The sequence below is a fragment of the Pikeienuella sp. genome (genome assembly GCF_046290545.1).
GTDB lineage: Bacteria > Pseudomonadota > Alphaproteobacteria > Rhodobacterales > Rhodobacteraceae > Pikeienuella.
Genome location: NZ_JBKAGV010000017.1, coordinates 741257 through 763153 on the forward strand (window position 1 = coordinate 741257; position 21897 = coordinate 763153).

Below are 21897 nucleotides of genomic sequence, written 5' to 3' on the forward strand. Positions count from 1 at the left end.
GGATTCGATGCCGAAACGCGAAGGCGGGGGCGAAAGCGGGCCGAGCCAGCGCCAGCTTCGCGTCGGCGAGGTCATCCGCCGGGCGCTGGCCGATGCGCTCCTGCGCGGGGAGACGCATGAACCCGCGCTCGACGGCGCCTCGATCACCGTGAGCGAGGTCCGGCTCTCCCCCGATCTAAAGATCGCGACCGCCTATGTCATGCCGCTCGGCGGTGCGAACGGGCAGGAGACGGTGAAGGCGCTTGCCCGCGCGAAGGGGGAGCTCAGGCGGATCATCGGCCGCCAGACCCAGCTGAAATTCGCGCCCGATCTTCGCTTCCGTCTCGATTCTGTCTTCGACCAGTTCGACGAGACGCGCCGGCTTCTCAGCGACCCGCGGGTGGCCGGAGACATCGCGCCGGAGGATGAGGGCGAGCCGGGGCGGAACGGCGCCTGATGGCGCGCCGCAGGGGCCGCCCCGTCGACGGCTGGCTGATCGTTGACAAGCCCGAGGGGATCGGCTCGACCGGCGTCGTAGGCCGCGCCCGCCGCGCCTTCGACGCGGAGAAGGCGGGCCATGCCGGGACGCTTGACCCGCTGGCGACCGGCCTTCTCGCCATCGCCTTCGGCGAGGCGACGAAGACGGTCCCCTATGCCCAGGAGGGCGAGAAGACCTATCGCTTCACCGCCCGCTGGGGCGAGGCGACGACGACGGACGACCGGGAGGGGCCGGTCTCCGCCACTTCGCCGCGCCGTCCCTCCCGCGAGGAGATCGAGGCGGCGCTGCCCGCCTTCACCGGGCGCATCATGCAGCGCCCGCCCGCCTTTTCCGCCATCAAGGTGGAGGGGGCGCGCGCCTATGACCTCGCCCGCGGCGGCGAGGCGCCCGAGCTCGCCGCGCGGCCGATCGACGTCATCCGCCTGACTCTCCGCGCCATGCCGGACGAGGACCATGCGGAGTTCGAGATGGTCTGCGGCAAGGGCGGCTATGTCCGCGCCATGGCGCGCGACCTCGGCGAGCGCCTCGGAACCTGCGCGCATGTGACGGCCCTGCGGCGCGTCGCGTCCGGCGGCTTCACGCTCGAAGGGGCGACGGCCTTGGCGGAGCTGGAGCCGGGCCTATCGGAGACGCGGCTGCTGCCCGTCGCCGCCGGCCTTTCGGGCCTGCCCCACCTCGAAGTCTCCGCGCTCGCGGCCTCGCGTATACGCATGGGGGAGGCGGCGGCGGCCCCGCCGGGGCCGGCGACCGTCTTCTGGGCGGCGCATGAGGGCGCGCCGGTCGCCGTGCTTGAAACAGCCGGCGGCGCGGTCCGCATCAGGCGCGTCTTTCGCCACGGCTGACAGAGGGCCCGGTCCGCGGGGCGCGGCGCGTCTCCGCCGCGAGGCTCGCGAGCCCGTCGCGGAACCGGCGCATCTCCTCCCGCTCGGCGGGGAACAGCGCCACGGGCGATTCGGCGAGCCCGCCGATGAGCCGGGCCGAGGCCGCGGCCTCTCTGAGGATGGCGCGGAGCGCGGGGTGGCTGCTGCGGGTCTGTTTCATCGGCACGTCCTTTTCCTTTCTCCGAACGGGGCGAAACTAGCGCAGGATGGTGAATGGCTGCTGAGCCCTGCGCGCGCGGCGTTAGGGTGCCGTAAACCTGTCCGCCGCGCCCTTGCCCCGCGCCTGTGCCGCGCCCTATATGTAAAGAACGTTCACATCCGGGAGCGGGCCCGTGAAGCGCCGTTTAACGACCATTCTCTGCGCCGACGGCGTGCGCTACTCGGCCCATATGGCGGCGGACGAGGACGGCGCGCTGGAGCGGCTGCGCCAGTGCCGCGCGGTGATGGAGGATCTCTTCGCCGCGCATGAGGGGCGCCGCATCAACACCTGGGGCGACGCCGTCATCGCCGAATTCGCGAGCGTGGTGGAGGCGGTGCGATGCGCCGTCGCGATCCAGGAGCGGGTGGAGACGGAGAATCTGGGCCTTCCGGAGGCGGACCGCCTCCGGTTCCGCATCGGCGTCAATCTCGGCGACGTGATGACCGACGGCGACGATCTCTACGGAGACGGCGTCAACGTCGCGGCGCGGCTTCAGGAACTCGCCCCGCCGGGCGGCGTCGTCGTATCGGCCGCCGTCCACGAATTCGCCCATCGGCAGCTCGCCTTCGCCTTCGAGCCGCTCGGAGAGGTGGAGATGAAGCACCTCGCCGGGCCGGTGCGGAGCTACGCCGTGCGGATCGACCGGCGGAACGCGCCGGAGGCGCGTCCGGCCGAGCCGATCCGGATCCGCGATGCGGACGCCTTCTCGAAGACCGGGCGGCGGCTCGACGAGATCCGCGCCTGGATTCTCGCCCAGCCGCGCAGCGTACAGCGCTCCGCCGCCCTCATCCTCTTCTTCTTCTCGGTCAATCTCTTCTTTTCCGGCATCGCGACGCCGTGGTTCATCTTTCCGTCGCTGCCCTTCGCGCTCCACATTCTGCGCCATCGCCGCCGCCTCCGGCGCGCGGGCGAGGCGGCCGAGGGCTAGAGGGGCGTTTTCCGCTGGAATTCTCCGGCGATCTCTGTCAATAGGCGCTCGCCGCGAAAGCGGACGCCCCTCCCCTGACCGAACTGGACGACATCCCGGTTCCGGCCGGAGGAACGGGCGAAACGGGCCCAGGCCCTTCACTCTCGCCAAGGAGACATCCGATGTCGATCACTGCCGAGCGCAAGTCCGCGCTCATCAAGGAATACGCCGTGAAAGAGGGCGACACCGGCTCGCCCGAAGTGCAGGTCGCGATCCTGACCGAACGGATCACCAACCTGACCGAGCACTTCAAGACCAACAAGAAGGACAATCACAGCCGCCGCGGCCTGCTGAAGATGGTCAGCCTCCGCCGCAAACTGCTGGACTACACGAAGGCGAAGGACGAGGCCCGCTATCAGGACCTCATCAAGCGCCTCGGCATCCGCCGCTGAGGCGGAGAGGCAAAAGGCGCGCCGCCCTGTGCGGCGCGCTTTCGTTTTGAGGGGCCGCCTGTTGCGCGGCCCGCTGCAGGGACCGTTCCGCCCCCGGCTCCGGGCGGCGCGGCGTCATCCGAGGGAGCTCCGGCCCGGAAAAGGCCTCAACGCGGAACGCACCCAGGGGGGCGCCGACCGTCCGAAAGGGAACTGAATGTTCAATATCACCCGCAAGTCCATCGAATGGGGCGGCGAGACGCTGACGCTGGAGACGGGCAAGATCGCCCGCCAGGCGGACGGCGCCGTCATCGCCACGCTCGGCGAGACCTCGGTGCTCGCCGCCGTCGTCTACGAGAAGAAGCCGAAGCCCGGCCTCGATTTCTTTCCGCTGACCGTCCATTATCAGGAAAAATACTACGCCGCCGGCAAGATTCCGGGCGGCTTCTTCAAGCGCGAGGCGCGCCCGACGGAGAAGGAGACGCTCGTCTCCCGCCTGATCGACCGCCCCGTCCGCCCGCTCTTCGTCCCCGGCTTCAAGCATGAGACGCAGGTGATCTGCACCGTGCTGAGCCACGATCTCGAGAACGATCCCGACATCGTCGCGATGGTCGCCGCCTCCGCGGCGCTGACGATCTCCGGCGCCCCGTTCCGCGGCCCGATCGGCGCGGTGCGCGTCGGCTTCGACGGGGCGGGGAACTACCTCCTCAACCCGAAGCAGGACGAGGTGAAGGAGAGCCGCCTCAACATGGTGCTCGCCGGCACGCGCGGCGCCGTGATGATGGTCGAGTCCGAGGCGCATGAGCTTTCCGAGGCGGAGATGCTCGGCGCCGTGACCTTCGGCCACAAGGCGATGCAGCCGGTGATCGACATGATCATCGACATGGCCGAGGACTGCGCGAAGGAGCCGTTCGACTTCCAGCCGGAGGACAATTCCGCGCTCTACGGCAAGGTGAAGGCCCTCGGCGAGGCCGCGATGCGCGATGCCTTCCGCATCAGCGACAAGATGGAGCGGCACGCCGCCGTCTCCGCCGCGCGTGAGACGATCATCGCGGGGCTGACGGAGGAGGAGGCCGAGACGGTCGGCAAGAAGGGGCTTTTCAAGGAGCTCGAGGCCGAGGTCGTGCGCGGCGACATCGTCAAGACCGGCCGCCGCATCGACGGGCGCGATCTCGTCACCGTCCGCCCGATCGTCTCCGAGGTCGGGGTGCTGAACCGCACCCACGGCTCCGCGCTCTTCACCCGCGGCGAGACGCAGGCGCTGGTCGTCACCACGCTCGGCACCGGCGACGACGAGCAGATGATCGACGCGCTCGAGGGCATGTATCGCGCCAACTTCATGCTGCACTACAACTTCCCCGGCTATTCGGTCGGCGAGACGTCGCGGCAGATGGGCCCGGGCCGGCGCGAGATCGGCCATGGCAAGCTCGCCTGGCGCGCGCTCCAGGCCGTGCTCCCCGCGCCGACGGACTTCCCCTACACGATCCGCATCGTCTCCGAGATCACGGAGTCGAACGGCTCTTCCTCGATGGCCACCGTCTGCGGCGCATCCCTCTCGATGATGGACGCCGGCGTGCCGCTGAAGGCGCCCGTCGCCGGCGTCGCGATGGGGCTCATCCTGCAGGATGACGGCCAGTTCGCCGTTCTGACCGACATCCTCGGGGACGAGGACCATCTCGGCGATATGGACTTCAAGGTGGCGGGCACCGCCGCCGGCGTCACCTCGCTCCAGATGGACATCAAGGTCGCCGGCATCACCGAGGAGATCATGAAGGTCGCCCTCGGCCAGGCGCAGGAGGCCCGCGTCCACATCCTCGGCGAGATGGCGAAGGCCATCGCCGCGGGGCGGCAGGAATTCTCCGCCCATGCGCCGCGGATCGAGACGATGCAGATCCCGACCGACAAGATCCGCGAAGTGATCGGCACCGGGGGCAAGGTCATCCGCGGCATCGTCGAGGAATCCGGCGCGAAGGTGGACATCAACGACGAGGGGATCATCAAGATCGCCTCCTCCGACGCCGCGAAGATCGAGCGGGCGCGGGAGCTGATCCATTCCATCGTGGCCGAGCCGGAAGAGGGCCGGATCTACAAGGGCAAGGTCGTGAAGATCATGGATTTCGGCGCCTTCGTGAACTTCTTCGGGAAGAAGGACGGCCTCGTCCACGTCTCGCAGATGTCCTACGAGCGGGGCTCAAACCCGAAGGATCTCGTGAAGGAAGGCCAGGAAGTCTGGGTCAAGCTCATGGGCTTCGACGATCGCGGCAAGGTCCGCCTCTCGATGAAGGTCGTCGATCAGGCGACCGGCAAGGAGCTGGAGAAGGAGCCGGCGGCGGAGTGATCCGGCCCCGGTGAAACAAAGCGCTCGCGCCGCTTGGCGCGGGCGCCTGAACTAACGGTCCTGAAGGCGCCCGCGCCTTCCTGCGCCGCGGAAAGCACCTGTTCGAATTCCTCGTCCGTCAGCGGCGAATCGAGCCTCAGGCCGGTGTTTCCGTTGCGGCTCCAGCGCACCATAGCCATGCGCTCAACGCCCAGATACTCAATCTCCATCCTATCGCCCTCGGCCGCATTCAGGTGAGGGGCCGAGACCTTCACGCCATTACGGCTGAAGTCGGCGATCGTGACGGAATGCCAGATCGCCCCGGGCTTCACCTGCGCGGGAAGATGGCAGATATACCGCCCTTCGAGCCGCCTCCGCCGCAGGAACCGGCGAACGGCGACCGGGGCCAGGAGCAGGCCGGCCACACCGGCTAGGAGTGCCAGTGGCGGCGCATCCGAAGCGCGCCGCATCAGGTCGGCAGGAATCGCCGCGAGCGTCTCCGCCAACGAAGGCGCCTCGGCGCGCCCGCCCTCGCCGCGCCCGGCCGCGGGCGCCTCGATCCTCTGCCCAAGCCCCTCCTTCGCGGCGCCCGCGTCCTTCGCCGCGCTCTCGCGCTCCGCCTCGGGCGCGCAACCCCCCGTCGCGGCTTCCGCGTCGAGCCGGGGGGCGAGCCGGGCGAGGTCGAACCGCGCGAGCCGCTCCGCCGCCTCCAGCGGCTGCGCCCCGGCGAGCGCGGCGAGCGCCTCCCGCCGGCTCATTAGATAGAGTTCGGTATCGACCGTCCCGTCTCCGCCCGATTCGATCCGGCGCGCGGCCTCCGCCCGCGCCGCCTCCCGCTCCTCGGCCGTCAGGGCCGTGGCGGCCGCGTCGAGGGCCGCTTCGAGCGCGTCCACGAGCGGCGTGAGCCGGCAGGCGGCGGCGGCCGGCGAAGCCGTCGTCGTTAGGCAGAGAAGCGCGAGGACGGCGGCGAAGACGGGATGCGAGGCTCTCATAGCGGTCTCCCTTCACGACAGCATCACGCTGCGCCCGCATGGCTAAGCGAAGATGAAGGGAGCCTGGTGCATCCGGAGGGGGCGTACGCTCGAAAGGATGGGGTCACGCTCGGTCCACCCCCGCCCCGGCGCGCGCGGCGTCCATCACCTTGTCGAACGCCTCGTCGCTCAACGGCTCATCGAGCTGAATGCCGACGCTCCGCCGCCGCACCCAGCGGACGTGCGCGGCGCGCTGAAGTCCGGCATAGTCGATCTCGACCTCTTCGCCGATTTCGACGATGTGCGCGTCGAGCGCGAGCCGCGCCCCGCTTCGGCTGAAATCAACCACAATCGCCGTCTCGTCGCGATACTGCCCGGCTAGCGCGGCCGGAATGTAGCAGAGATAGCGCCCCTCCCGCCGCCGCCGGTAGACCTTCACACGATGCGCGACGAAAGCCGCCGCCGGCGCGGCGACGAGGAACGCGAGGAGGAGTCCGCCGAGCCTGTCCGCCCCGATCTTCAGCGCCCTCGCCTTGTTCGCGAGGCCTGACGCGGCCTCTGGCGTCTTCGCCGGGCCGAGCGCCGCGAGCGGAGCCGCGCCCGCCATATCGAAGCGATCCGGAGCCGTCGCCGGCTCGCCGAGCCCGTCGCCCGCGCCGGGGAGCGCAGTCTCGGTCTCGCCCGGCGGGCAATCCGCCTCCGCGGCCGCCTCCGCCACCTTGCGCGCCAGCGGCCGGAAGTCGAAGGCGGCGAGGCGCTCCTTCGCGGCTGAGAGCGCGCCGGCGGCGATGAACGCGCGCGCCGCGGCGCGGTTGCGGAGATAGGCGTCGATCTCGGGCGAGCCGTCGCCACCCTCGGCAATCAGCTTCGTCGCCTCGGCCAACGCCGCCTCCCGCGCGGCCCCCGCCGGCGCCGAGAGCGCGGCGGAGAGCGCGGCCTCGACGCGCGGGACGACGGGCGGCGGCCCGCATTCCTCCGCCAGCGCCCCCGAGGCGAGGAGAGCGAGGACAAGTGCGGCGGTTCCGGCCTTCTGCGTGAGCATCGGTCCCCGGCTTCTGCGGAGGTCGCGCGAACTATGGCGCCGGCGTGGCTAACAGGGCATGAATCGGCGCGTCACAAGAAACGGAGGAAACGGAGATGGGAACGCTGAGCGGCAAGACGGCCTGGATCACCGGCGGCGGCGGCGGCATCGGGGAGGCGGCGGCGAAGGCGCTGGCCGCCGCGGGCGCCCATGTCGTGGTTTCGGGGCGCCGGCAGGAGGAGCTCGACCGGGTCGTGGCTGAGATCGCGGCCGCCGGCGGCGCCGCGGAGGCCCGCGCGCTCGACGTGGCGGACCCCGCGGCGATGAAGGCGGCGGCGGACGCGATCGCGGCCGCGCGCGGCTCGCTCGACATCCATGTGGCGAACGCCGGGATCAACATCCCGAAGCGCTCCACCTCGGTCGTCTCGCCCGAGGATTTCGCCCGCGTGGTGGACGTGAACCTCAACGGCGTGATGTACGGCGTCATCGCCGCGCTGCCGCACATGCGGAAGGCCGGGGGCGGCACGCTGATCCTCACCTCCTCCTGGGCGGGGCGGCATGTCTCGAAGCTGGTGGGGCCGGCCTATTCCGCTTCGAAGCATGGCGTGGTCGCGCTCGCGCAATCGATCAATGCGGAGGAGGGCGCGCACGGCATCCGCTGCACAGCGCTCATGCCGGGCGAGGTGGTCACCCCGATCCTCTCCTCCCGGCCGAAGCCGCCCTCGGCGGAAGATCTGGCCAAGATGCTGCAGGCGGAGGATCTCGGCGCGACCGTCCGCTTCATCGCCGAGGCGCCGCCGCGCGTCTGCTTTGCGGAGGTGCTGATTGCGCCGACCTGGAACCGCTTCTATTTCGGCTTCGACGAGCTGAAATAGTCGCGCGTCGGGCGCGGGGCCGGGTTGCGAAAAACGGGGGTTGTCCCCCGCCCGGCCGCCGTAGCAAGAGGCGGATCATGCCCGTATCCGATGCGAACAACCTCCGTGGCGTCCTCTTCATGCTGGCGACGACCGTGATCTTCGCCCTGCAGGACGGGCTCTCGAAGGCGTTGGCGGAGAACCATTCGCCGGTCTTCGTGACGATGTGGCGCTACTGGGCCTTCGGCGGCGTCTGCCTTCTCCTGATCTGGCGGGCGGGCGGCTTCCGCGTCTCGATGAAGAGCGGGCAGCCCTGGCTCCAGGTCTTCCGCGGGGTGAACCTCGCGCTGGAGATCTGCGTCGCCATCCTCGCGTTCAAGCTCCTCGGCCTCGCCAATACCCACGCGATCTTCGCCTTCGGGCCGCTGATGGTCGTGGCGCTTTCGGGGCCGCTACTCGGGGAGCAGGTCGGCTGGCGCCGCTGGGCGGCCATCGGCGTCGGCTTCGCGGGGATGCTGCTCATCATCCGGCCGGGCTCGGAGCCGCTGAGCTATGGCATGATCGTCGGCATCGTCGGCATGGTGATGTTCGCCTTCTACGGCATCGCGACGCGCGCCGTGGCGCGGACGGACAATGCGATGACGAGCTTCTACTACACCGGCATTTGCGGCGCGGCCGTGATGACGCTGATTGGCCCGTGGTTCTGGTCCGAGATGGCGCCGGTCGAAATCCTGATGATGGCGACGCTCTGCTGCACCGGCATGTTCGGGCACTACCTTCTCATCAAGGCCTTCGAGGCGGCGGAGGCCTCCGCGATCCAGCCCTTCGCCTATTTCCAGAACGTCTTCGCCTCGATGATGGGCGTCTTCGTCTTCGGGGAGATCATCTCGCCCTGGACGATCGCGGGCGGCGCCATCGTCATCGGCGCCGGCGTCTTCGCCTTCTGGCGGGAGCGGGTGCGGGCGCAGCAGCGCGCGGCGGAGGCGCGGAAGAAGGCGGCCTAGCCCGAGCCGCCAAGATCTCAGCCCGGCCGGGCAAGGAGCGCTCCGCTTCGCTCGCCTCTTGGCTCGGGCGACCAGCCCGGGCCGCGGCCGCCCTCCCGCCAGGGAGGCCGCATCGCAACGGCGCAATCATCACAACTGTCAAAGTTCGTGACGCCATAAACCGCTGAAACCATTCGCTCCAAGGCGGCCACCCGAGGGAGGCCGCGGCCCTTCGCGCGCCACTCGGGCCTTGCGAGACCGACGTTCGGCGCAGGGATTTCGCAGGCTCTGATCTCAGCCTAGCCCCCCACGATCTCCCATGCCGGGTCGATCCGCGCCTCCATGAGATTGGCGCCCTCCCCGATCCGGTCCACCACCGCGAAGAGGCCGGGCGCTTCGAGCGGCGTCAGCACGCCGTGCCACACGCCCCGCCCTATGTTCACGCCCTCGCCGGGCGCGGTGAGGAAGGCGCGCGGGCGCCCCGGCGCCCCGCCTTCGTCCTCCGCCACGGTGACGAGAAAGGAGGTGAGGCTCATCGGCAGGAAGGCCTGGCTTCCTAGCGGGTGCCGCTCCATCAGGTCGAGCCGATAGGGCAGGGCGCGCGGCGCCGCGTCGAAGAGGCTGATCCCGGCGCGGCCCTCAAGTATGTCGAGCCGCGCGAGGTCGTGATGCCGCCCGCAGAGCCCCCCGTTGATGATCCGGTCCGGCGCCGCCCGGAGCCGGATCACGTCCCCGAACGGCGCGAAGGCCTCCGGCGTCAACCGCTCCGCAACAATGCGACGGCTCACGGCAGCCTCAGCTTCGGATGCCGGTTCACATCCTTGTAGAGGAGATAGCGGAACGGCCCCGGCCCGCCCGCATAGCAGCCCTGCGGGCAGAAGGCGCGGAGCCACATGAAATCCCCCGCCTCCACCTCCACCCAGTCCCCGTTCAGCCGATAGACGGCGTGGCCTTCGAGCACATAGAGCCCGTGCTCCATCACATGCGTCTCCGCGAAGGGGATGAGCCCGCCCGGCTGGAAGGTGACGACGGTGATGTGGAAATCGTGCCGGAGGTCGGCCGGGTCCATGAACCGCGTCGTCGCCCAGGCTCCCTCCGTATCCGGCATCGGCGAAGGGACGACCGATGCGTCCGCGGTGAAGATCGGGTCCGGCTTGCCGAGGCCGGGCGCCGGCTCCCAGGCCTTCCGGATCCAGTGGAACACCGCCTTCGCTCCGCCCGGATTGACGATCCGCCAGTCCGCCCCCGGCGGCAGATAGGCGAAGCCCCCGGGCCCGAGCCCCTGCGCCGCGCCGTCGAGCGTCACCGTGAGCGCCCCCTCCACGACGAAGAGCGCGGTTCCGGCCTCCCTGTCCGGCTCCGGAGCGTCCGAGCCGCCGCCCGGCTCCAGCTCCATGATCGTCTGGCTGAATGTCTCCGCGAAGCCGGTCATCGGCCGGGCGAGGATCCAGCCCCGCGCCCCGCGCCAGCCGGGGAAGAGGCTCGTGACGATATCCGTCTGCACACCCTTCGGGATCACGGCGTAGGCGTCGGTGAAAATCGCCCGGTCGGTCATCAGCCCGGTCTGCGGGGGCAGGCCGGCGGGCGGCGTGGCGTAGCGGCGCATCATGTCTCTCCGAAAAAGGCCTTGAGGCGCAGGAGGGCGATCCGCTCCACCTGCCGGCAGGCCTCGCCGAATTCCGTCTCCCCGTCGTTCCCGATCCGCCGCTCGAAGGCGGCGAGGATGCCGGCCTTGTCATGGTCCCTGACCGCGATGATGAAGGGGAAGCCGTGCTTCGCCACATAGGCCTCGTTGAGCGCGGTGAAGCGCGCCCGCTCCTGATCGGTCAGCGCGTCGAGCCCGGCGGAGGCCTGCTCCGCGGTCGACTCCGCCGTGAGCCGCTTCGCCGCGGCGAGCTTGCCTGCAAGGTCGGGATGCGCGCGGAGGACGCCGAGCCGCTCCTCCCCGGTCGCGCTCCGGAACATCCGCGCCAGCGCATTGTGGACCCCCGCCGCGCAATCATGCGCCGGGCCGAGCTCCAGCGCATGGGCGCGTTCCGCGATCCAGGGCGAATGCTCGAAAATCCCGCCGAACCGGGCGACGAACCCGGCGCGGTCCATCTCGGAGGGCCGCTCGCGCGGCGCCGGCGGATGCGCCTGCGCCCAATGCTCCGCAATGTCGATCCGCCGCGCGAACCACACCCCCTCATGCGCCAGCGCATGATCGAGGAAGCGCCGGAGCGCCATCACCCGCCCGGGCCGCCCGACGAGCCGGCAATGGAGCCCGACGGAGAGCATTTTCGGAGCGCCCGCCGCCCCCTCGGCATAGAGCGCGTCGAAACTGTCCCGGAGATAGGCGAAGAACTGGTCCCCCGCATTGAACCCCTGCGGCGTCGCGAAGCGCATGTCGTTCGCGTCGAGCGTATAGGGAACAATGAGCTGGTCCCGCTCCCCGAAGCGCAGCCAGTAGGGCAGATCGTCCGCATAAGAATCCGCGATGTAAGCGAAGGCCCCCGTCTCCGCCGCGAGCCGTATCGTCTCGATAGAGGAGCGGCCCGTATACCAGCCAAGCGGCGGCGCGCCGGTGACCTCGGCATGGAGCCGGATCGCCTCCGCCATGTCCGCCCCCTCCGCCTCCGGCGCATGATCCCGATAGTCGATCCACTTGAGCCCGTGGCTCGCGATCTCCCACCCCGACTCCGCCATCGCCGCCACCTGCTCCGGCGAGCGGGCGAGCGCGGTCGCGACGCCATAAACGGTGAGGGGGATACGATACTCGTCGAAGAGCCGCCGGAGCCGCCAGAACCCGGCGCGCGCGCCGTATTCGTAGATCGACTCCATGTTGGCGTGCCGCATTCCCGGCCAGGGCTGCGCGCCGACGATCTCCGAAAGGAACGCCTCCGAGGCCGCATCCCCGTGGATCACCGCATTCTCGCCCCCTTCCTCGTAGTTGAGGACGATCTGGACGGCGATGCGGGCTCCGCCGGGCCAGCGCGGATCGGGCGGGTTCGGGCCGTGGCCGCGCATGTCGCGCGGATAGCGGTTGAGGCTCATCGGAGGCTCCTTTCCCCCCGATCCGTCACCATGACGCGCCGCGGCGCAAGGGCTTTCCTCCCGCCCCGCGCCGTCGCATTCTCCCTTTGCGACAAGAAGGAGGCGGCGATGGCCGGCTGGTTGACGACCCATGTGCTCGACACCGCGCGCGGCAGGCCGGCCGCGGGCATGAAGGTCGATCTCTGGCGGATCGAGGGGGAGACGCGACGGCACATCCGGATGCTGACCACGAATGCGGACGGGCGGACGGACCGGCCCATCCTCCCGGAAGCCGAATTCGAACCCGGCCTCTACGAGCTGTCCTTCCATGTCGGGGACTGGGCGAGGAACGGAGACACGTTCTTCGACCTCCTGCCGATCCGCTTCATGATGACGGAGCCGACGCACTACCATGTGCCGCTCCTCGTCTCGCCCTATGGCTATTCGACCTATCGGGGGAGCTGAGTGGACCCGTTCCTGCTCTCATGGGCCGAATTCGCCGTCCGCTGGGTGCATGTGATCACCGCCATCGCCTGGATCGGCTCCTCCTTCTACTTCATCGCGCTCGACCTCGGCCTCGTGAAGCGGGCGGGCATGCCGGAAGGGGTGACGGGGGAGGAATGGCAGGTCCACGGCGGCGGATTCTATCACGTTCAGAAATACATGGTCGCCCCCGCCGCGATGCCGGAGCATCTGACCTGGTTCAAATGGGAGAGCTATTCGACCTGGCTCTCCGGCTTCGCTCTCCTCGCCCTCGTCTACTGGGCCGGGGCGGAGCTTTATCTCATCGACGCGGAGCGGATGCCGCTTTCGCAGGGCGTCGCCATCCTGATCTCGGCGGGCTCGCTCGCCATCGGCTGGCTCGCCTATGACGCGCTCTGCCGCTCGAAGCTGGGGGAGACGCCGACGGCGCTGATGCTCCTCCTCTTCCTCCTGCTCCTCGTCATGTCATGGGGCTATGCGCAGGTCTTCACGGGCCGCGCGGCGCTCCTCCATCTCGGGGCCTTCACGGCGACGATCATGACGGCGAATGTCTTCCTCGTCATCATGCCGAACCAGCGCGTCGTGGTGGCGGACCTGAAGGCGGGGCGTAAGCCCGACCCGAAATACGGGAAGATCGCGAAGCTGCGCTCCACCCACAATAATTACCTGACGCTCCCCGTCATCTTCCTGATGCTCTCGAACCACTACCCGCTCGCCTTCGCCTCCGAGTGGAACTGGCTGATCGCGGCGCTGGTGTTCCTGATGGGCGTGACGATCCGGCACTTCTTCAACACGATGCATGCGCGGAAGGGTATGGTGTGGTGGACCTGGGGGGCGACGGCGGCGCTCTTCCTCCTCATCGTCTGGCTCTCCTCCCTCGGCGCGCCGGAGCGGGAGGGGGAGGCGGCGCTCGGCCCCGCCGCGCAGCGCTACGCCGCCGCGCCCGGCTTCGCCGAGGCGCACGAGATCGTGCTGACGCGCTGCTCGATGTGCCACGCCGCGGAGCCGGCCTGGGAGGGGCTCGCCGCCGCGCCGAAAGGCGTGGTGCTGGAGAGTGAGGCGGATCTCGCCCGCCATGCGGAGGCGGTGCTGCTGCAATCCGGCCTCAGCCGCGCCATGCCCCCCGGCAATCTCACCTGGATGGAGCCGGAGGAGCGGGCGGCGATCGTCGCCTGGGCGCGGGCGGCGGCGGAGTGACGCCGCCCGGGCCGGGGCTTCAGCCCTTGCGGTAGCGCCGGCGCAGCCGATCCTCGACCGCCTGGCGGTCGAGATCGTGCATGGCGAGTTCGGCGTCGGTCATGCCGGCGTAGCGCTTCCGGTCCTTGTTCTCCCAGATCGAGGCGAGGACTGGCGCGAGGAGCGCGCGGAGTTCAAGGCGGTTCGCGGCGCGCCGAAGCGGTGCGGAATGCATGGGTTCATCCTTTCGACAGATGACGATGCTTCGAATATGGGGGCGCCGCGCCCGAAACCCTAATCGTTTTGTTGCAGTGCAAAACGGCCATGCGCTCAGCGCAGGGCGATCCGCCCCGGAGTTGCAAGCCGCGCATCCTGCTCCGCCCAGTGCAGATGGTTCAGCACACCGCCCTCGCGCCGTACCCGCTCCACCGGCCCGTCCGGGCAGTCATGGATCACCCAGCCCGGCTCTTCCCGACCGCCGAGCGCGGCGACGCCCGTCGCCGGAAAGCCCATATCGGGCGGGCCGTAGACGCCCGCGGCGCCCACATTCGTCTCCACCATCTCCGCCCAGTCATTGTTTCCGATCAGCGGCGAATGGACGACCCAGAACTGGCTTTCGAGCGCCCGCGCCATCGCGCCGATCCGCACCCGCCAATATCCCGCCTCCGTCTCGGTGCAGGAGGGGACAAGGAGGAGCCGCGCCCCCGCCTCCGCCTGCGCCCGCGAGACAAGCGGGAACTCGCTGTCATAGCAGATCGCGCAGCCGACGGGCCCGAGCGCCGTCTCGAAGACCTGCGTCGCGCCGCCGCCCCGCATCCCCAGCGCCTCCCTTTCCCAGCGGGTCGGCATCAGCTTGTCCACCGGCGCGAGCCCGCCCTCTGGGCCGATCAGGAAGGCCCGGTTCAGGATCCGCCCGCCCTCGCGAATCGGGGCGGAGCCCGTCAGGATATGAACGCCATGCTCTCCGGCGAGGCGCGTGAGGATGCGGTTGGCCTCGTCCAGCCCCTCCGTAATCGCGTCGATCATCCCGAAATGATCGGTCCCCCACCGCCGTCCGCCGAGCGTGGCGATCTCCGCCCCGCCATATTCCGGGAAGAGCAGGAGCCGCGCACCCACCCCCGCCGCCTCGCCGACCCAGCGGGAGAGCTTGGCCTCGTATTCCGCCCAGTCCGCGAGCGGGGAGAGCGGATAGGCGGCGGCGGCGACCTTCGTCATTCCAGCGTCCTTTCCCAGAACTGCATCTCCTTCTCCGTCTCCGCCGCATCGCCGATGTCCCGCCACGAGAACCGGGCGCGGAGCCCCTCGGCGCTGCGATAGCCGATCGCCTGCCAGAACCCGTCGAGCGGGGAATAACCCGCGGGCCGCGCCGTGTGGTCCGCCGGGCGGATCACGGCGCAAAAGGCGACCTTGCGGCGCCCGAGCGCGCGGGCCTGCGCCTCCCGGTGGATGAAGAACGCCTTGCCGGCTCCAAGGCCTCTATAGTCCGGCAGGAGCACGGATTCGGCGCAGTAGAAATAATCCTCCACGCGCCGCCCGCTCGCCGCGAAGGGCGCAGCGAATTCCGCCGCATGGTCCTCGAGCGGCGCGCCGGTCGCGGCCCCGACAAGCCGCGCCTCGTCCCAGGCGCCGACGATCACCGCGCCGGGGCTGTTCGCATAGGGTTCCAGATACCGGCGCTCATAGTCGAGGTCGCCCTCGTAGAGATAGGGCCAGTCGCGAAAGACGGCGATGCGGAGCCGCGCCACATCCTCCAGCGCGGCGGAAACCGCCTCCGCCGGGATCGGCGCGACGCGCAGGCTCACCCGATCACCTGCCGCTCCCAGTCCGGGAGATTGTAATAGGTGGTGACGCGGCGGATCAGCCCGCCTGACACTTCGAAGAAGGTTCCGCCCGGCAGGAGATAGCGCTGCCCCTTCGCCTCCGGCAGCCCTTCGTCGGTCGCGAGGTATTCGCCATGGACCATGAACTCCGCCGCCGCCCGGTCGCCGTTTGGCGAGACCATGATGACGATGTGATCCAGCCGCTCCCGATAGCAGCGGGTCATGTGCGCGCAAAACTCGGCGAAGGCCGTCTTGCCGTAGCGGCTTGCGCCCTGGTTCACGTCATGCCGCACATCGTCCGCCAGGCAGGCGAGCATCCCGCCCATATCCCCCGCATTGAAGGCCGCATAGTATCTCTCGATCAGCGCCCGCGTCTCCATCACACAGCCCCCGCCGCATAGTCCCAGTAAAGCTCCCGCGCCCGCCGCGCGACCGGCCCGTGCTGGAAGTCCCGGTCTTCCAGCTTCGTCACATGCATGACCTTCATCGCGTTCCCGGTGGTGAAAACCTCGTCCGCCGCCAGGAAGTCCCGCATCGTCAGCGTCCGCTCCACCACTTCCACGCCGTCCGCGCGGAGGAGCCCGATCACCCTCTGGCGCGTGATCCCGTCGAGGAAGCACCCGGTCGGGATAGGCGTCATCGCCACGCCGTCGCGTGCGAGGAAGATGTTGGAGGTCGCCGTCTCCGCCACATTGCCGAGCGCGTCGCGAACGATGGCGTTCTGGAAGCCGCGCGCCGCGACCTCGGCCAGCATCCGCGCGTTGTTCGGATAAAGGCAGGCGGCCTTCGCGTCCGTCGGCATGCAGTCCGGCGTCGGGCGGCGGAAGCGCGTCTCGCCCATCGAGATTCCCGCCGGCGCCGCCATCGGCCGCTCCTCGATACAGAGCGCGAAGGTGGCGCTTTCCGGGTCCGGGGCGACCATGAAGGCGCCGCCGTCCTTCGCCCAGATCATCGGGCGGATATAGAGATGCGCGCCCTTCGGGAACTTCGCGATCCCCTCCCGCGCCAGCGCCGTCACCTCCTCCGGATTCTGCCGGGGATGGAGGCCCATGCGGCGCGCGCTCTCGATCACGCGGGCGCAGTGGAGGTCGAGGTCGGGGGCCATCCCGTCCCAGGCCCGCGCACCGTCGAAGACGAGCGAGCCAAGCCATGTGCCGTGGTCGGCGGCGCCGAGGATCATGGTCGCCCCCTCGCGCCATTCCCCCTCGAAATACGTCCAGATCGCCCGCCCCGCCATCGCGCTCTCCCACCGTTCAAGCCGCGGGTTCGGTAGCGCGCCCCGGCGGGCGGGGCAAGGGCGGGGGCTCAGAAGAGCGCGAGCGCCGTGTCGAACGTGGCTCCGTCCGTGAGCATCCCGTCCGCGCCGGAATCGCCCACGATCCTCACGACGACGGGTGGCTCCGCCGCGCCATCCTCCAGGAACAGCGTGTCGTTCCCGGTTCCGCCGATGAGCACGTCCTGGCCGGTCGACGGCGCGGGCGGTTCGTCGACGTCCGCCGTCGTCGGCGTCCTGCTTCCGTACATCGTGTTGTCGATGATCCGGGGGAACGGAACGGCGGCCTCCGACTCCCCGCTCCCGGATGCGAAATCGAAGCTGTCTGCGGGCGTTTCGGGCGGCGGCGGGGCCCACTCGATGTCGTAGACGCGGTAGTCGGGCATCGGGCTCTCCTTCCGGTTTTCGTCACGTTCTTCACGTGGCGAGCCCGGCCGGGCGCCGCAATTCGGCCGCCTACCGGAGGTTGCGAAAGGTCACGCGCCCCGGCGCATGAGCCCCACGCCCCCGGTCCGCTCCCTTGGCTCCGGCCCCGCATCCCGCGCCGCCCGCGCAGAGACGAGCGCGGCGACCTCCGGCGGGAAGGGCTCCGCCCGCGGCCCGCCGTCCCGGTCCACATGCAAGAGCACCGCCTCGTTGACGGCGAGAACCGCCTCCGTCGAGAGGTTCACGATCAGCGTATGGAGATGGATGCGCTTCGCATCGTGGTCGATCAGCCGCTGCCGCGCCGCCAGCCTGTCCCCCGCCTTCGCCTCGCGGAGATAGCGGATGCGGTTGTCGAGGTTGAAGAGCGTGCGCCCCGTCGAGGCCAGATAGGTCGGCCCCATGCCGAGCTCGTCCATCTGCCGGTCATTGGCGAAGGAGACGAGGAGGACGTAATAGGCGTCCCGCATATGGCCGTTGAAATCGACCCAGGAGCCGGGGCAGGTCCGGCGCAGTTCAAGCATCGGCCTCTCCCCCGTCAGCTCATCGCCGCCTTCAGCACGCGGCGCGCATTGCCCCCGGCGACAAGGGTGAGCTTCTCCGGCGGGAAGAGGGGCGCGCCCGCACCGTCCTCCGCCGCGGCGAGCGCGGCGACGACGTGGCTGACCCCCGTCACGTCGAAGGCGGTCGTCACCGCCCCGTCGAAATCCGATCCGAAGCCGAGATGCTCGTAGGGGTCATAGCGGCCATAGCGGCCCTCCATCTCCTCCGCGAACTCCTCCGCCGAAAGGATGCCGAGCGCGGCGCGGAAGCTCTCCACGATCCGGGCCATCTTCTCCGGAAACGGGGCCTTTGGCGCCCAGCCCATCGCCTCGTCCCAGAAGCCGATCCCGATCATTCCCCCCGTCGCCGCGACGGCGCGCACATCCCCGACCGAAAGGTTGCGGGAGGAAGGATGCACCGCGCGGAGCCCGCAATGGCTGACGATCACGGGCCGCGCCCCGTCCTCCCGGCTCAGCGCGATGCCGCAGGCCTCGCGGATCAGCGCCGGGGAGGCGTGCGCGAGGTCGAGCACGATGCGCATCTTGAGGCAGGTCTTCACGAAGCGCCGCCCGGCGCGGGAAAGCCCCACCCGCCCGTCCGAATCCTCGTTCGAGCCGCCGAGCCCGTTGGAGAAGCGATGCGTCGGCGCAATCATGCGGTAGCCGGCGGCGTGCAGCTCCGTCACCGCCCGCTCCACCTTCTCCCGCTCCGCCTCCGCCCGCACCCAGTGGAGGCCCTCGAGCGCCAGCATCACCCCGACTTCCCGCCGCCCGGGCGCCGGGAGGCCGAGCCGGTCGATATCCCCCGGCTCCAGCACCGGCACGGCGCGGAACGGGGCGAGCCGGTCCTCGCTCGCCTCGATCATCTCATGGAAGCGCCGCGCGATGCGGAGCGCGCGCCGCCGCTTCAATCCGTGCGGCCGGCCGGCAGTGAACATCTCCGTCGGGAACAGGGCGTGGGACTGGTCGAAGCCCCGCGCGTTCACCACGATCCGCGCGTCCTCCTTGCGGAAGGGCAGGGGCGTCCATGTCGGCGCGGCGAAGACCTGGAGGCCGAGGCCGGAGGCGGCGAGCCGCGGCCCGTCCACATGCCCGCCCGAGCGCGGCGCGAGCGGCTCGATCCCCCAGAGCAGCGTGTCCGCATGGAGATCGGCGAGGAAGAGGCCCTTCGCCGCCTCGTGGAACGGAAGGTCCCGCTTCTCGCAGCGGTTCGACACCCGCTCCGCGATCCGCGCGATGGCTCCGGGAAGGCCCCTCGGAAGGCTGCGCCTGTCTTGCGGCATCTGGGTTGTCCGGCCTCAGGGCTCCGTCGGCGGGTTCAGTCCGGCCGGCTCATGGCGAAGACTTCGGTGATCGTCGCGTAGTCGAGATAGCCCATGCGCGCGAGCGGGTGGAACTTCGTCGGGTCCACGAAACCGTCGGTCAGGATGCTTTCGGAAATGTGAACGCCGAGCACGCGGCCGAAGACCGTGACGTTCTCCCCCGGCCCCTCGTTCGGCAATTCGACAAGGCGGACGAGCCGGCATTCGAAACAGGCCGGGCTCTCGGCGACGCGCGGCGCGGTGATCGTCTCGCAGGGCGCCTCCGTGACGCCGGCGGCGGCGAATTCGCTCTCTCCGATCCCGAAATGCCCGGCCGACGCGTTCATCGCGTCCTTGAGCGCGGAGGGCACGATGTTGACGGCGAAATCCTTCGTCTCCCGGATGTTGGCGAGCGTATCCTTCCGCTCCCCCTTGTGTGCGCCGAGCTTCGCGCCGGTGAAGGCGATGGAGACGATCGGCGGCTCATAGGCCGCGCCGTTGAAGAAGCTGAAGGGCGCGAGATTTGTCGTCCCGTCCGCCGCGCGGGTGGAGACCCAGGCGATGGGCCGCGGCGTGATGAGCGCATTGAACGGATTGCGTGGCAGGCCGTGTTCGTCCTGCCCCGGTCTGTAGAACATGGTCTTCCCTTCTCTCGCGGCGCCCCGAGGGCGCTGGCCGGCGCGCGCTGGACGGCGCGCCGCGGGCCATGCTACCGCCCCCCCGGTCCGGCGCAAGAGCCGGGGGGCGAAGCGGGGCGCAGAACCCCGCGGCAGGCGGGGAGCGGCGCGCGATGTTCACCCTGAGCGAGGAGGGCCCCGCCGATTCCGACGAAGTTGAGTTCCTCTACGATCTCTGCTTCGCGCCAGGCCGCCGCGCGCTCTCTTCCTACCGGCTGCGGGACGGTGTGGCCCCCATAGCGCCGCTCTGCCTTCTGGCGAGAGACGAATTCGGCGCCGTCGGCGGCGCAATCCGCTATTGGCCGGTCCGGATCGGGGAGGGGCGCGCGCCCGCGCTTCTCCTCGGCCCGGTCGCTGTCCACCCCACGCGTCAGGGTGAGGGGCTCGGCGCGCTCCTCCTGCACGAGACGCTGGGCCGGGCGCGGGAGGCCGGATGGAGCCGCGTCGTCCTCGTCGGGGACGAGCCCTATTACCGCCGCTTCGGGTTCGGGAGGGAGACGGCGCGCGCCCTTTCCTTCCCGCCGCCCACGAACCCGGACCGCCTTCTCGCCCGCGCATTGGAGCCCGGCGCCTTTGACGGAGTGGAGGGCGAGGTCCGGCGCTGGTCGGAAGCCTGAGGGGCTGTCAGAACCACTGTCCCTCCTCGATCATGCCAAGCCGCACCAGCTGCCCCGCCCGCCATTCGAACCGCGCGGTCTTCGGCCAGGTCAGCGTCGCCAGCCCGCGCATCGCCGGATGGGCGAGGAGCCGCCGCGTGCGGCGGTAGGACATCACGGCGAGCGTCGGGCTCAGGTGCCAGGGGCAGGAGGCGGCGTTCATCTCCGGGTCCGAAAGCCAGAGGTCGGGCCCGATCTCCAATCCCTCCTCCGCGCGGAAGAGCACGGGCCGGTTGACGCGCGCGAGCGCGGGCGGCGCATGGTCCTCGAACCGCCAGCCGAGCCCGCCGCGCACGTCCGCGAGCCGGCCCTCGCGCTCGAACCCGTACCATCCGTCCGCGTCGAAACAGGCGGCGGCGAGGTTCGGCGCGCCGCCGCCGATCATTCCGTCGTCATAGAGGTCGATGGCGCAGCCCATCGCCGCGCGGCGCCGCTCCGTCCCGAGGAACTCGATAAGCGCCGGCAGCGGCCGAGTCTCCGCGAAGGGGTGATAGGGGAACTCCCCGTTGAATGCGATCAGCAGCCACCGTCCCGCCGCGGCCCTGATGATCCGCGTCAGGAGCGCGGCGCGCGCCGCGGCGTCATGGAGCGTGGCCGGCGCGGCGAAGAGGCTGGGTCCCTCCGCCGGAGCCTCGGGGCCCAGGGTGAGGATCGCGGCCGCGCCGAGCCCGAGAAGATGCGCCGCGCTGTCCGCGGCAAGGAGCCCGTCCTCGCAGAGGAGGATCGCGATCGGCCCCGCGCCTCCCGCCGCCAGCGCGGCGCGGAGCGCCTCATCGGCCGATGCGAAGCGCATGTCGTCCCCCCGAGAACATATCGATCAGATAGCCGCGCCGTAGCGCGCTATCAACAGAGTCGCAAAATGAAAATACCGCGCCTGTCGCTACGGCGACGACTCCGAGGAATAGGCGATCTTTGCAAAGTAACAGGGGCTTGCAATCGCCACGTATGGCATTAGAAGAGAGTTCGCTACGCTTTGCGTGAAAGCGCATGTCAACGCCGTCGAGTAGAACGGGGAGCATGGAAGTAGCGCGTAAACAGGGCAGGGAATACCTTGTCATCTCTCGCAGCAGGAGACTGAAATTGGCCGAAGATCAACTGGACCGGTCGGAGATACTGGCGCTCACCTCGGAGATCGTATCCTCGCACGTTTCGAACAACGCGGTGAATCAGGCGGACCTGACGACGATGATCGAATCGGTCTTCGCCACGCTCGCCGGTCTTGCCCACCCCAAGGAGGAGCCGGCCGAGGAACTCATCCCCGCCGTCCCGGTGAAGAAGTCGGTGTTCGACGATCACATCGTCTGCCTTGAGGACGGGAAGAAGCTGAAGATGCTCAAGCGGCATCTGAAGACGTCCTACGACATGACGCCGGAGGAATATCGCGCGAAATGGGGCCTCGCCTCGGATTATCCGATGGTCGCGCCCGCCTATGCGCGCAAGCGCCAGGAATTGGCGAAGAAGATCGGGCTGGGCCGCAAGAAGGCCTCCTGAT

General features: G+C 69.8%; 27 protein-coding genes. 11 read left to right on the forward strand and 16 right to left on the reverse strand.

All coding sequences use genetic code 11. From position 1 onward, the window contains the following. The first annotated feature begins 7 nt into the window (after window positions 1–7). A complete protein-coding gene (gene rbfA, locus ACE37J_RS20045; RefSeq protein WP_409714913.1) occupies window positions 8–436 on the forward strand; it encodes a 30S ribosome-binding factor RbfA in 429 nt (142 codons plus the stop codon). After that, entirely contained in the window at window positions 436–1320 is an 885-nt protein-coding gene (truB, locus tag ACE37J_RS20050; protein WP_409714916.1) for a tRNA pseudouridine(55) synthase TruB, read from the forward strand. Before rbfA ends, truB begins: the two co-directional genes overlap by 1 nt. Here truB and ACE37J_RS20055 read toward each other — a convergent pair. After that, the gene (locus ACE37J_RS20055; RefSeq protein ID WP_409714919.1) at window positions 1295–1519 is read right to left on the reverse strand and encodes a hypothetical protein; all 225 of its coding nucleotides are present in this window, start codon (window positions 1517–1519) and stop codon (window positions 1295–1297) included. The two genes, truB and ACE37J_RS20055, sit on opposite strands and share 26 nt — an antisense overlap. 172 nt (window positions 1520–1691) lie before the next feature. On the opposite strand from ACE37J_RS20055, the gene ACE37J_RS20060 reads away from it, so the two are divergent. The 3 genes from ACE37J_RS20060 (at window position 1692) to pnp (ending at window position 5234) form a co-directional block, all read left to right on the forward strand. Continuing rightward, window positions 1692–2486 (forward strand): adenylate/guanylate cyclase domain-containing protein, encoded by a 795-nt coding sequence (locus ACE37J_RS20060; protein WP_409714922.1) that lies wholly within the window; start codon window positions 1692–1694, stop codon window positions 2484–2486. Between the two features lie 161 nt (window positions 2487–2647). Beyond that, window positions 2648–2917, forward strand: a complete 270-nt coding sequence (gene rpsO, locus ACE37J_RS20065; RefSeq protein WP_409714925.1) for a 30S ribosomal protein S15 — start codon at window positions 2648–2650, stop codon at window positions 2915–2917. A gap of 196 nt (window positions 2918–3113) precedes the next feature. Beyond that, the gene (gene pnp, locus ACE37J_RS20070) at window positions 3114–5234 is read left to right on the forward strand and encodes a polyribonucleotide nucleotidyltransferase (RefSeq protein ID WP_409714928.1); all 2121 of its coding nucleotides are present in this window, start codon (window positions 3114–3116) and stop codon (window positions 5232–5234) included. Here pnp and ACE37J_RS20075 read toward each other — a convergent pair. Together ACE37J_RS20075 and ACE37J_RS20080 are read right to left on the reverse strand one after the other, a co-directional pair. After that, window positions 5189–6205: a PilZ domain-containing protein gene (locus tag ACE37J_RS20075; protein WP_409714931.1), complete on the reverse strand. Its 1017-nt coding sequence runs from the start codon at window positions 6203–6205 to the stop codon at window positions 5189–5191. The two genes, pnp and ACE37J_RS20075, sit on opposite strands and share 46 nt — an antisense overlap. 103 nt (window positions 6206–6308) lie before the next feature. Beyond that, complete coding sequence (locus ACE37J_RS20080) at window positions 6309–7226, reverse strand: PilZ domain-containing protein (RefSeq protein WP_409714934.1); 918 nt, start codon at window positions 7224–7226, stop codon at window positions 6309–6311. A 95-nt stretch (window positions 7227–7321) separates the two neighbouring features. On the opposite strand from ACE37J_RS20080, the gene ACE37J_RS20085 reads away from it, so the two are divergent. Together ACE37J_RS20085 and ACE37J_RS20090 are read left to right on the forward strand one after the other, a co-directional pair. Further along, window positions 7322–8080, forward strand: coding sequence for an SDR family oxidoreductase (locus ACE37J_RS20085; RefSeq protein ID WP_409714937.1), 759 nt, complete (start codon window positions 7322–7324; stop codon window positions 8078–8080). Window positions 8081–8157: 77 nt separating this feature from the next. Then, complete coding sequence (locus tag ACE37J_RS20090) at window positions 8158–9063, forward strand: DMT family transporter (protein WP_409714940.1); 906 nt, start codon at window positions 8158–8160, stop codon at window positions 9061–9063. A gap of 278 nt (window positions 9064–9341) precedes the next feature. Here ACE37J_RS20090 and ACE37J_RS20095 read toward each other — a convergent pair whose 3' ends face one another. Genes ACE37J_RS20095 through puuE form a run of 3 tightly spaced genes read right to left on the reverse strand, consistent with a single transcriptional unit; the run spans window position 9342 to window position 12075 of the window. After that, window positions 9342–9830 (reverse strand): ureidoglycolate lyase, encoded by a 489-nt coding sequence (locus tag ACE37J_RS20095; RefSeq protein ID WP_409714943.1) that lies wholly within the window; start codon window positions 9828–9830, stop codon window positions 9342–9344. Beyond that, window positions 9827–10648 carry a bifunctional allantoicase/(S)-ureidoglycine aminohydrolase gene (locus ACE37J_RS20100; RefSeq protein WP_409714946.1) on the reverse strand — a complete coding sequence of 274 codons (822 nt, stop codon included), beginning with the start codon at window positions 10646–10648 and terminating at the stop codon, window positions 9827–9829. The genes ACE37J_RS20095 and ACE37J_RS20100 overlap by 4 nt, the downstream gene beginning before the upstream one ends. After that, on the reverse strand, window positions 10648–12075 hold the full coding sequence (gene puuE / locus ACE37J_RS20105; protein WP_409714949.1) for an allantoinase PuuE: 1428 nt from the start codon (window positions 12073–12075) through the stop codon (window positions 10648–10650). Before puuE ends, ACE37J_RS20100 begins: the two co-directional genes overlap by 1 nt. A gap of 108 nt (window positions 12076–12183) precedes the next feature. Between puuE and uraH the strand changes: the two genes are divergently transcribed. Further along, on the forward strand, window positions 12184–12519 hold the full coding sequence (uraH, locus tag ACE37J_RS20110; protein ID WP_409714952.1) for a hydroxyisourate hydrolase: 336 nt from the start codon (window positions 12184–12186) through the stop codon (window positions 12517–12519). Next, a complete protein-coding gene (locus tag ACE37J_RS20115) occupies window positions 12520–13734 on the forward strand; it encodes a urate hydroxylase PuuD (RefSeq protein ID WP_409714955.1) in 1215 nt (404 codons plus the stop codon). A gap of 19 nt (window positions 13735–13753) precedes the next feature. On the opposite strand, the gene ACE37J_RS20120 is transcribed toward ACE37J_RS20115, so the two are convergent. From ACE37J_RS20120 to ACE37J_RS20160, 9 genes are all read right to left on the reverse strand, one after another. Then, the gene (locus ACE37J_RS20120; RefSeq protein WP_409714958.1) at window positions 13754–13948 is read right to left on the reverse strand and encodes a hypothetical protein; all 195 of its coding nucleotides are present in this window, start codon (window positions 13946–13948) and stop codon (window positions 13754–13756) included. A 95-nt stretch (window positions 13949–14043) separates the two neighbouring features. After that, window positions 14044–14928 (reverse strand): carbon-nitrogen hydrolase family protein, encoded by an 885-nt coding sequence (locus ACE37J_RS20125; RefSeq protein WP_409714961.1) that lies wholly within the window; start codon window positions 14926–14928, stop codon window positions 14044–14046. After that, window positions 14925–15515, reverse strand: coding sequence for a GNAT family N-acetyltransferase (locus ACE37J_RS20130; RefSeq protein ID WP_409714964.1), 591 nt, complete (start codon window positions 15513–15515; stop codon window positions 14925–14927). The genes ACE37J_RS20125 and ACE37J_RS20130 overlap by 4 nt, the downstream gene beginning before the upstream one ends. Further along, window positions 15512–15913 carry a ketosteroid isomerase-related protein gene (locus ACE37J_RS20135; protein WP_409714967.1) on the reverse strand — a complete coding sequence of 134 codons (402 nt, stop codon included), beginning with the start codon at window positions 15911–15913 and terminating at the stop codon, window positions 15512–15514. Before ACE37J_RS20135 ends, ACE37J_RS20130 begins: the two co-directional genes overlap by 4 nt. After that, window positions 15913–16770 (reverse strand): branched-chain amino acid aminotransferase, encoded by an 858-nt coding sequence (locus ACE37J_RS20140; protein WP_409714970.1) that lies wholly within the window; start codon window positions 16768–16770, stop codon window positions 15913–15915. The genes ACE37J_RS20135 and ACE37J_RS20140 overlap by 1 nt, the downstream gene beginning before the upstream one ends. A 68-nt stretch (window positions 16771–16838) precedes the next feature. Further along, window positions 16839–17192 (reverse strand): hypothetical protein, encoded by a 354-nt coding sequence (locus ACE37J_RS20145; RefSeq protein ID WP_409714973.1) that lies wholly within the window; start codon window positions 17190–17192, stop codon window positions 16839–16841. Window positions 17193–17282: 90 nt separating this feature from the next. Continuing rightward, a complete protein-coding gene (locus ACE37J_RS20150) occupies window positions 17283–17753 on the reverse strand; it encodes a thioesterase family protein (protein WP_409714976.1) in 471 nt (156 codons plus the stop codon). A gap of 14 nt (window positions 17754–17767) precedes the next feature. Beyond that, window positions 17768–19054 carry a dipeptidase gene (locus ACE37J_RS20155; RefSeq protein WP_409714978.1) on the reverse strand — a complete coding sequence of 429 codons (1287 nt, stop codon included), beginning with the start codon at window positions 19052–19054 and terminating at the stop codon, window positions 17768–17770. A 35-nt stretch (window positions 19055–19089) separates the two neighbouring features. After that, complete coding sequence (locus tag ACE37J_RS20160; protein WP_409714981.1) at window positions 19090–19710, reverse strand: flavin reductase family protein; 621 nt, start codon at window positions 19708–19710, stop codon at window positions 19090–19092. 152 nt (window positions 19711–19862) lie between these two features. Between ACE37J_RS20160 and ACE37J_RS20165 the strand changes: the two genes are divergently transcribed. Further along, entirely contained in the window at window positions 19863–20366 is a 504-nt protein-coding gene (locus ACE37J_RS20165) for a GNAT family N-acetyltransferase (protein WP_409714984.1), read from the forward strand. 7 nt (window positions 20367–20373) lie between these two features. Here ACE37J_RS20165 and ACE37J_RS20170 read toward each other — a convergent pair whose 3' ends face one another. Then, window positions 20374–21198, reverse strand: coding sequence for a hypothetical protein (locus ACE37J_RS20170; RefSeq protein ID WP_409714987.1), 825 nt, complete (start codon window positions 21196–21198; stop codon window positions 20374–20376). Window positions 21199–21485: 287 nt separating this feature from the next. On the opposite strand from ACE37J_RS20170, the gene ACE37J_RS20175 reads away from it, so the two are divergent. Continuing rightward, window positions 21486–21896, forward strand: a complete 411-nt coding sequence (locus tag ACE37J_RS20175; RefSeq protein ID WP_409714990.1) for a MucR family transcriptional regulator — start codon at window positions 21486–21488, stop codon at window positions 21894–21896. Window position 21897: the final 1 nt, after the last annotated feature.